The sequence below is a fragment of the Candidatus Dactylopiibacterium carminicum genome, from assembly GCF_014736495.1.
In the GTDB taxonomy this organism is placed as follows: Bacteria; Pseudomonadota; Gammaproteobacteria; order Burkholderiales; family Rhodocyclaceae; genus Uliginosibacterium; species Uliginosibacterium carminicum.
In genome coordinates, this window is record NZ_MDUX01000086.1 from 1 (window position 1) to 9026 (window position 9026).

Below are 9026 nucleotides of genomic sequence, written 5' to 3' on the forward strand. Positions count from 1 at the left end.
ATGCTCACATCCAGTCGCCCGGCAACGTCCGCAACGCTATGTCCGCGATCGGTCACTTGCTTGACCGCTTCAATCTTGAACTCTTCCGTGTATCGCTTGCTACTCATAGACACCTCCACTTGGTTGCCAGCTTAAGGCTTCGAAGTGTCTAGTGAACCGGGGGCGATTCAGGTATTGCTTGACAGCTTTCGGGGCGCTGTCTAAGATGCGGATCTTCGCTGAACGGGGGTATAGCTCAGCTGGGAGAGCGCTTGCATGGCATGCAAGAGGTCAGCGGTTCGATCCCGCTTACCTCCACCAACGCGAAGAATGTTGTTCCGGGTCCCCATCGTCTAGAGGCCTAGGACACCGCCCTTTCACGGCGATAACCGGGGTTCGAATCCCCGTGGGGACGCCAGCCGATGGCTGGAAGATTTTGCGATGAATGCTGAGGCATTCATCCTGGAGTGGTAGTTCAGTTGGTTAGAATACCGGTCTGTCACGCCGGGGGTCGCGGGTTCGAGTCCCGTCCACTCCGCCAACTCAAAAAGTCGCCTGCGGGCGGCTTTTGTTTATCAGGGCAGTAATGCCCGTCCAGGTCCCCATCGTCTAGAGGCCTAGGACACCGCCTTTTCACGGCGATAACCGGGGTTCGAATCCCCGTGGGGACGCCAGCCGATGGCTGGAAGATTTTGCGGTGAATGCTGAGGCATCCATCCTGGAGTGGTAGTTCAGTTGGTTAGAATACCGGCCTGTCACGCCGGGGGTCGCGGGTTCGAGTCCCGTCCACTCCGCCAGCACGCTTAGCCGCCTGTGTCGTTCGCTTGGAGAAGCGATTGAACCAGGCGGTTTTTTGTTTGTGCCTCTTTGTACTACTCCAGCAAGCCCTCATCTGTTCCGTTCATTGGCCAGAACCCATATCTGCGCATCCGCGCTGCGGGAGACATATGGCCAAACCGCAGAAGTACCGCCTAGGGGAACTTTTAGTCCAGGAAGGTCTCGTCACTCCGGCACAGCTGGAAGAGGCCCTGGTTCAGCAAAAGCAGAGTGGTCGTAAGCTCGGGCGTGTGCTGGTCGAGAGCGGTATCGTTACTGAAGCCCGGATCTGTACCGCCATCGCCAATCAATTGGGTATCGCCTATATCGATCTGCGCGAGCGGGAAGTCGATCCTGCCGTTGCCAGCCTGCTGCCTGAAACCGTGGCGCGTCGTTTCCGGGTTCTGGTGCTGGAAGCCTCTGGCAACAAGTATCTGCTGGGCATGGCCGACCCCTCGGATATCTTCGCCTACGACGAGATCGCTCGCATCCTCAAGAAGGATCTGAATCTCGCCGTGTTGTCGGAGAACCAGCTGCTGGCGTCTATAGACCGGTTGTATCGACGCACCGAGGAGATTACCGGGCTGGCGCGCGAGCTGCAGCAGGACCTCGGTAATGCCTACGTGGATTTTGGTGGGTTGGGGCTGGATGCCAGCGGTGAGGATGCGCCGGTGGTCAAGCTGCTGCAGTCCATTTTCGAGGATGCTTTCCAGATCAAGGCTTCCGACATCCATATCGAGCCGCAGGAGCTCAAGCTCCAGATCCGCTTCCGCATCGATGGTGAAATGCATCTGCAGACGGAGGTGGATAGCCGGATCGGGCCGGCGTTGGTCTTGCGCTTGAAGCTCATGAGCGGGCTCGATATCTCTGAAAAACGTCTGCCCCAGGATGGGCGTTTCAATGTGAAAGTGAAACAGGCGAGTGTGGACATTCGCCTGTCGACTATGCCGACGCAGTATGGCGAATCAGTAGTGATGCGCCTCTTGGCGCAGAACGGCGGCCTGCTGGATCTGGAGCGCATCGGTATGCCACCGGAAATGCTCGCGCGCTATCGGCGAATGATTGCGCACAGTTACGGCATGCTCCTGGTGACGGGTCCCACCGGGAGCGGCAAGACCACCACGCTGTACGCCACGCTGTCGGCGCTGAATGCACCGACCACCAAGATCATCACCATTGAGGATCCGGTCGAATATCGGCTGGTTGGTCTGTCCCAGGTACAGGTCAATGACAAGATCGAGCTCAGCTTCGCCCGGGTGCTGCGTTCCACGTTGCGGCACGACCCTGATGTGGTGCTGGTGGGCGAGATGATCGACGAGGAAACCGCACAGATCGGTGTGCGAGCGGCGATGACAGGCCATCTGCTTCTATCCACTCTGCATACAAATGACGCTGCCAGCACCCCTTCGCGTCTTCTCGACATGGGGGTGCCGCACTATCTGTTATCCACTACGTTGCTGGGGGTGATTGCACAGCGTCTGGTGCGCGTGATCTGCGATTCCTGCAAAACGCCCTACGAGCCAAAGCCCATGGAGCGCAACTGGCTGCGTCTGGAGTTGGGGGATCGGGCCGACTCCATTCGATTGTCGCGTGGCCGCGGCTGCACGCATTGCAATCACTCTGGTTATGCCGGGCGCGAAGCGATCTACGAGATGCTGGAGATGAGCGCACCACTAGCGGATGCCCTCAATCGCGGCAGCATGGCCGACTTTGTGCGTCTGGCACGTCAGCAACTTGCGGGGCAGACCATGCGCTCGCACGCCGTGGAGCGTGTTCTTGCCGGGCAGACTACCGTTCAGGAAGCCATGCGCGTATCCACGCAACTCGATGAGTGAGGTCTGCCATGCCAGGTTTTGCGTACAAAGGACGTGACGCACAGGGCGCGGTGAGTCAGGGGACGATAGACGCGCCGGACGCCCCCAGTGCGGCCGACCTTCTGGTCAGCCGCGGCATCCTGCCAGTCGATATCCAACCCGCCGCGGTCCGGCAATCCTTGTTGAACCTGTTCGACGTACGGCGACGAGCAATCAGCGCTGAAGATATCATGTTCTTCAGCCGCCAGATGCATACCCTCATGAAGGCTGGCGTCCCCATCCTGCAGGCATTGGCCGGTTTGCGCGACTCCGCGACTCATCCTGCCTTTGCTGAAATGCTCGGACGCCTGCGTGACAGCCTCGACAGTGGACGCGAACTGTCCATCGCGTTGCGCGAGGTTGAAGTTTTCGGCCCCTTCTATGTGAGCATGGTTCGAGTGGGGGAAATGACCGGGCGGCTCGACAAGATCTTCCTCACCCTCTTCGATCACCTCAATTTCGAAAAGGAGATGCGCGCCAAGATTAAAGCCGCCCTGCGCTATCCGACTTTCGTGGTGATCGCGCTGGCTGCCGCGCTGGTCGTCATCAACTGGATGGTGATTCCGGCTTTTTCGAAGGTGTTCGCCACCTTCAACGCACAATTGCCACTAATGACTCGCATCCTGATCGGGTTCTCCGATTTTTGCGTGAATTACTGGTATCTGATGCTTGGCGGCTTGCTGCTTTGCGTGTTCAGCGCGCGTGCCTGGGTACGCACCAGTGCCGGGCAGCTTGCCTGGGATCGGTGGAAGCTTTCTCTGCCGCTGGTGGGGGAGACCATCCGCAAGGCCACCCTGGCGCGTTTCGCGCGCAGCTTCTCGCTCTCGCTGGCCAGTGGCCTGCCGGTGATGCAGGCTTTCAGCGTGGTCGCCAAGGTAGTGGACAACGCCTATATCGCCGGCAAGCTGGAAGACATGCGGCGGGGGGTTGAGCGAGGTGAAAGCATTTTGCGCACCGCAGCCAGCGCACGGATCTTCACGCCGATCGTGCTGCAGATGATTGCGGTGGGTGAAGAGTCTGACTCCCTCGATGACCTGCTGCTGGAAATTGCAGAGATGTATGAACGAGAGGTGGATTACGAGGTGGATAACCTCTCCGCACGCATCGAGCCGGTACTGGTGGTGGTGCTGGGTGCCATCGTGCTGGTGATGGCACTGGGTATCTTCCTGCCCATCTGGGATCTGAGCTCGGCCATGCTGAGGCCGCATTGACATGAGTGTGCGCAAGGGCCGTTTCGGCTTGCCTGGTTGGGAGATTGGCCTTTGCCTGCTGTTGATGGCGCTGACTGGAGGCGTGCTCTGGTCACGCGCGGAAACCGTACTGGAGCGTGCTGAAAGTGTTGCGGTTGCCACCACCCTGATGCACATCCGCAGTGGCCTGCGACTGGAGCAGATCAGGCGTCTTGTCGCGGGCCAGGATGCGCATGGGCTTGTGGGCAGCAATCCCCTGGTTTTGCTTGAGGCGGTGCCAGAGTTTCAACAGGTGCCGGTATCCGGAAGATGGCATTTTGATGCCCTCTCCGGCGAGCTTCGGTATCGACCCCGTCGTCAGGCCCACCTGCATGTTCAGACTGCTGACGGGGCTGTACTGCTGGCCTGGCGGATTCTGTCGTCGCCACAAGGTGGTGTGGAAATGGTGGTCACGACACCGTATCAATGGTTCTGACCCTTACGCAATGTCGAAGAGGAGATGGGCGATGAAGAAGCAGAGCGGTTTCACCCTGATCGAACTGGTAGTGGTGATGGTGATTCTGGGCATCCTGGCGGCTGTGGCCTTACCGAAATTTGTCGATATGACCAGCCAAGCGCGGGACGCAAAACTCCGGGGAGCGTACGGAGCTGTGCGATCTGGCATGAGTTTGACGCATGCTGCGTCACTGGCTGCTGGGAACGCTGCAAATCCAACCAGCACGCTGGTGGCCGAAGGGAAAACCATCAACATGGTATACGGCTATCCGGCGATAGGGAGCATTGCGGATGCGGCTGGATTGTCGTCATCCGACTACACAATTGGTTCCGCGAGTCCTGTGCTCATTGATGTTCCAGGTGCGACTACGGCAGCCCAGTGTCGAATTACCTATACGCCCGCCAGTTCGGCAAGTATTCCCGCAGATGCGACCATGGCTGTTGGAGGTTGTTGACCCTGATTCAGCCTCCAGATACTTGATCAGGCATTCGCCAGAAATGTTGTGTATGTCCCGCCGGCATGCGGGTACGGCTGATTACCGATATTCTGGCTTCACGCTGCCCGAACTGGTCACAACCCTGGTTCTTCTGGGCTTGCTGGCTGCTGTCGCCATGCCCCGCTTCATGGGGCGTGGCGAATTTGATGCCTTCGGGGCCGCCGAGCAGACCCGGGCGGCGTTGCGTTTCGCACAGAAGTCCGCAGTCGCCAAGCGTCGCCAGGTCTGCGTGACGATTGCCAACAATCAGCTGACCTTGCGTGTCGCGGCGCAATTCGGCGCAGCCTGCAGCCTAGCGATTCAGCATCCGCAGAGCAGTGAAGACTACTCGCTGCAGGTTCCGGCAGGCGTGACCATCACGCCTGCTGACTTCAGCTTCGATCCATTGGGGCGCGCTTCGGCAGCACAAAGTCTCAACGTGGCTGGGGGCTCCAGCAGTCTGCCGATTCTGGTCGAGGCGGAGACCGGCTATGTGCATTGAGCGATCCTGTCAGCAAGGTCTGACCTTCGTTGAACTGGTCGTGTTCATCGTGATCGTTGCTGTCAGCCTGGCGGGTATCTTGAACGTGCTGGATTTCAGCGTCCGCCATGGTGCGGATCCCATGCTCTTCAAACAACAGGTATCGATTGCCGAATCACTGCTCGAAGAGGTCGCCAGCAAGCCCTTCACCTGGTGCGATCCGGATGATCCGGTCGTGACGAGTGCGGGTGGTACGGCTGCCTGCGGCGTCGCGCAGGGGCTTGCACCAACAGCAGGCGAAAGCCGTAACAGCGGTACCAGTCCGTTCGACAACGTAGGCGACTACAGCGGTTTCAGCATGACGGGCATCCAGGCGCCGGACGGTACGGCGATCGACGGACTGGCAGCCTATACCGCAACGGTGGCGATTGCCCAGGCCGGCGCAGCATTCGGGCTGGCCGACGCCAGTGCCGCATTACGCATCGACGTTACGGTCACCACTCCAGGGCAAGCCGCAATCACGCTCACTGGTTACAGGATGCGCTATGCCCAGAATGCACCGTGATTTTTCCGCGCGGGGCTTCACCCTGATAGAGATGGTGGTGGTGGTGACCATCACCGCGTTGTTGGTGCCTATCGTTGCCGTCTTCATTCCCCGTCCCATGCAAGGGCTGGTCGATACCGCCGGACGTGTCGCGCTTGCGGATGCTGCTGATACTGCCGTACGCCGGTTGCAGCGCGATATCCAGCGGGCCTTGCCGAACAGCCTGCGTGCGCAGCAGAGCAGTGGCGTATGGTTCATCGAGTATTTGCCGGTGGAAGCTGCCGGGCGTTATTGCACGGCGACCGACTGCGGCGCATTCCCTCTGGATACAGTCAACGCTCAAACGCAGTTGAGCTATGCGGGGCAAGCCTTGCCGACATTGCCAGCGAACAGTGCGGTCGTGATCTACAACCTCGGTGTAGCGGGCTCTGATGCCTGGGCCGGAGACAATCTTGCAACCTTGGCCAGTGCAAGTACTGGGCAGGTGTCTTTCAGCACGGCAAAGCGGTTTCCTTTTGCGTCACCCGGCAACCGCTTCCATGTGGTGAGTGGGCCGGTGAGCTACGCCTGTGGTAATGGCACGCTGACCCGTATCTGGGGGTATGCGCGCCAGGCGACCCAACCCGTGGCTGTGCCTGCCGGCGCCAGCACGGCACTACTGGCAACGCAGGTCAGCGCCTGCAACGTAAGTCTGGCGAACAATAGCATCGACCAGAATGGTCTTCTGGTGATACGCCTGACGCTTTCGCGCGGGCAGGAAAATGTGAGTCTCAGCCATGCCGTACGAATTCTCAATGTGCCTTGAGTGTCCATGCCGGTCTGTCAAGCCTATGTCGTCATTGCGGCGAACGCCACAATCCAGTGTTTTCAGGCTTCGATGGATCCCGGCTTTCTCCGGGATGACGCCGACAAGGAATGCCCTACGCTCAAGTGAACAGTATTGCCCTGAGCGGGGTTTTGTGCTGCCTGCCGCCATCTTTCTGCTGGTGGTGATGGCCGCCCTGGGGGCTTTCTTTGTTCAGGTTGGCGCTGCCAGCCAGCAGGCGGCGGCCCTGGACATGCAGGGCGCGAGGGCATTGCAGGCAGCGCGTGCAGGCATCGAGCGCGGCTTGTATGCGGTACAGATCGAAAGCGCCTGCGGTGGCGGCACATTGGCAAACATCCCCGGGTTGAATGGTTTCAGGGTCACCTGGGCCTGCAATGCCGTTGCCTTCACTGACGGTGGCACCAACAGAACGATCTGGCAGATCACTTCCACGGCTTGCTATACAGGCGATACCGGGTGCCCGAGCAGTTTGACGGATGAAATTCGGCGCAGTGATTACGTTGAGCGCCAACTGATTGTGGTGACGGAGCGATGAGCACTTGGTCCCGATTCCTGCTGCTACTTGCCTGGTGGATGGTTGCGTTTCCGTCTCAGGCTGCAATTACCGTGCTGAGAGGAACGGCTGACTCTTGTCAGGTGCAGGGTTTGCTGGGGCTTTTTGCTTCATGCGGCTTTACCTTGAATGCGCCTTCCGGTGCGACAGAAGGGGATGTTCTGATCGCACAGATCATCGCCAAGGCCAGTGAGACCATCACCGCGCCGAGTGGCTGGACCCGGATCAGCCCTGCCAGCGGGGTTGGAACCAGCCTGCGACAACATATCTATTATCGCTACATCGCCACAGGCCAAACCGCAGGCAGTGCCACCTGGCAGATCGATGGGCCGTGGCTCGGGCTATTGAATTCAGGCTATGCAACCGGTGTCATGTACGCCGCACGAGGCGCCGAGAATCCGGATTGTGCAAGTGCCACGACCTTCCGTTGTGGCGGTACCGTTACCGGAGGGGTAGGAACCAGCGTTGTGGCGCCCAGTATGTCGCTTCAGTACCCAGCGGGCAGCCTGCGCATGGCTTTCTTCGCCTCGAATTCCGGTACGGCAAGCATTACCCCCGCATTGGAGAATTCAGCGACTGCGGGTGTGTATAACCGGGCGGGTGGTAGTGTGACCGGTGTGGGGCTGCATGGCAGCTATTACCTGCTGGGCTCGGATTCGAATGGCGGGCAGCAATCCGCCAACCTCAACACCAGCAGCTACAACATCGGCAGTACCTTCATCCTGCGTGCGGCACCTGTGCTGACTTGTGTGAGTGACAACTTCAACCGCAGCACGGGCCTTGGCAATGACTGGTCCAGTGTTCGCGTGGCTGGGGATTTCACACCACAGATCGTCAACAATCGCCTGCGCCTGACTGCCGCAGTGACTAACCAGTCGACCGGTGTGAGTTTCCAGCGTGTGTTCCCGTCGGCCGGCAATTATCTTCAACTGGTTTTTCGCTTCTATGGCTATGGCGGCGGGGGGGCGGATGGTGTTGCGCTGATCCTTTCGGATGCCAGCGTCACGCCACAGCCTGGCGGATTTGGGGGCTCTCTGGGTTATGCACCAAAGTCGAACCCTACTGTCGCGGGTTTTGCAGGTGGTTGGCTGGGTATCGGCCTGGATGAATATGGTAATTTTTCAAGCAGCAGTGATAGTGGCCCGTGTGCGCCGGGGGTGACTTGTTCTTCGAATGGTATCGGGCAGTCACTGGGCATCCGTGGCGCGTCGCCGAACTATTATTGGCTCAGAGGAACGGGGACGTTGAGCCCGACGGTCAGCAACTCGTCAGGCCATCTGTATCGTGTCACCATCGATTCGCGCATGGCCGGCAAGGTACTGGTTTCCATCGAGCGTGACACCGGTAGCGGCTATTCGACGCTGGTCAGCACGTTCGACGCGGCCCCCTATACCGGGCAAAGCACGATGCCGGCACAAATGGTGTTCTCTCTCACTGGTTCGACCGGGGAGATAACGAACGTCCACGAAATCGATGACGTGCAGGTCTGTGCAAGCAGCATGAGCACGATGCAGGCCCAGATAGACCATTACCGCTTCAGCACCACCAGTACGCCGCTCACCTGCACCCCCGCACAGATTCTTGTGCAGGCCTGCATGGATGCCAACTGCAGCACTACCTACAGCGGAAATGTCACGGCCACCCTGACACCGAGCGGTTGGGTCGGAGGGGATACCCGGACCTTTGCCGGCAGCGGTGCCACACTGGGGCTGACGTACACCTTGTATCTTTAAGCCTCGGACCGGCTCGGGTAGCCCGAGCGGCCTCTGGGATGTTTGAAGCCCGTGACTGAGCACTGGGCGCCTGAGCCGGA

Annotated in this window: 10 protein-coding genes and 5 tRNA genes; 14 read left to right on the forward strand and 1 reads right to left on the reverse strand. The window is 59.5% G+C overall.

From position 1 onward, the window contains the following. A partial coding sequence (locus BGI27_RS16680; RefSeq protein WP_141239830.1) for a transposase occupies window positions 1-107 on the reverse strand: 107 nt, incomplete at its 3' end. Window positions 108-224: 117 nt separating this feature from the next. Between BGI27_RS16680 and BGI27_RS16685 the strand changes: the two genes are divergently transcribed. From BGI27_RS16685 to BGI27_RS16750, 14 genes are all read left to right on the forward strand, one after another. Then, a tRNA-Ala gene (locus BGI27_RS16685) sits at window positions 225-300 on the forward strand. A 21-nt stretch (window positions 301-321) separates the two neighbouring features. After that, window positions 322-397 (forward strand) — tRNA-Glu (locus tag BGI27_RS16690). Between the two features lie 46 nt (window positions 398-443). Continuing rightward, a tRNA-Asp gene (locus BGI27_RS16695) sits at window positions 444-520 on the forward strand. 57 nt (window positions 521-577) lie between these two features. Further along, window positions 578-653, forward strand: a tRNA-Glu gene (locus BGI27_RS16700). A gap of 46 nt (window positions 654-699) precedes the next feature. Then, a tRNA-Asp gene (locus tag BGI27_RS16705) sits at window positions 700-776 on the forward strand. 150 nt (window positions 777-926) lie between these two features. Further along, window positions 927-2630, forward strand: a complete 1704-nt coding sequence (locus tag BGI27_RS16710; RefSeq protein WP_095525932.1) for a GspE/PulE family protein — start codon at window positions 927-929, stop codon at window positions 2628-2630. 8 nt (window positions 2631-2638) lie between these two features. Continuing rightward, window positions 2639-3859, forward strand: coding sequence for a type II secretion system F family protein (locus BGI27_RS16715; RefSeq protein WP_095525933.1), 1221 nt, complete (start codon window positions 2639-2641; stop codon window positions 3857-3859). A gap of 1 nt (window position 3860) precedes the next feature. Then, window positions 3861-4313 (forward strand): hypothetical protein, encoded by a 453-nt coding sequence (locus BGI27_RS16720; RefSeq protein ID WP_095530286.1) that lies wholly within the window; start codon window positions 3861-3863, stop codon window positions 4311-4313. A gap of 31 nt (window positions 4314-4344) precedes the next feature. Next, window positions 4345-4788, forward strand: a complete 444-nt coding sequence (locus tag BGI27_RS18740; protein ID WP_095525935.1) for a type II secretion system protein — start codon at window positions 4345-4347, stop codon at window positions 4786-4788. Window positions 4789-4840: 52 nt separating this feature from the next. After that, a complete protein-coding gene (locus BGI27_RS16730; RefSeq protein ID WP_170943093.1) occupies window positions 4841-5311 on the forward strand; it encodes a prepilin-type N-terminal cleavage/methylation domain-containing protein in 471 nt (156 codons plus the stop codon). Next, window positions 5301-5855 carry a type IV pilus modification PilV family protein gene (locus tag BGI27_RS16735; RefSeq protein ID WP_095525937.1) on the forward strand — a complete coding sequence of 185 codons (555 nt, stop codon included), beginning with the start codon at window positions 5301-5303 and terminating at the stop codon, window positions 5853-5855. The genes BGI27_RS16730 and BGI27_RS16735 overlap by 11 nt, the downstream gene beginning before the upstream one ends. Beyond that, entirely contained in the window at window positions 5836-6639 is an 804-nt protein-coding gene (locus tag BGI27_RS16740) for a PulJ/GspJ family protein (protein WP_095525938.1), read from the forward strand. The genes BGI27_RS16735 and BGI27_RS16740 overlap by 20 nt, the downstream gene beginning before the upstream one ends. Window positions 6640-6793: 154 nt before the next feature. Next, window positions 6794-7195 carry a hypothetical protein gene (locus tag BGI27_RS16745; protein WP_095525939.1) on the forward strand — a complete coding sequence of 134 codons (402 nt, stop codon included), beginning with the start codon at window positions 6794-6796 and terminating at the stop codon, window positions 7193-7195. Between the two features lie 143 nt (window positions 7196-7338). Then, the gene (locus tag BGI27_RS16750) at window positions 7339-8946 is read left to right on the forward strand and encodes an L-type lectin family protein (RefSeq protein WP_095530391.1); all 1608 of its coding nucleotides are present in this window, start codon (window positions 7339-7341) and stop codon (window positions 8944-8946) included. Window positions 8947-9026: the final 80 nt, after the last annotated feature.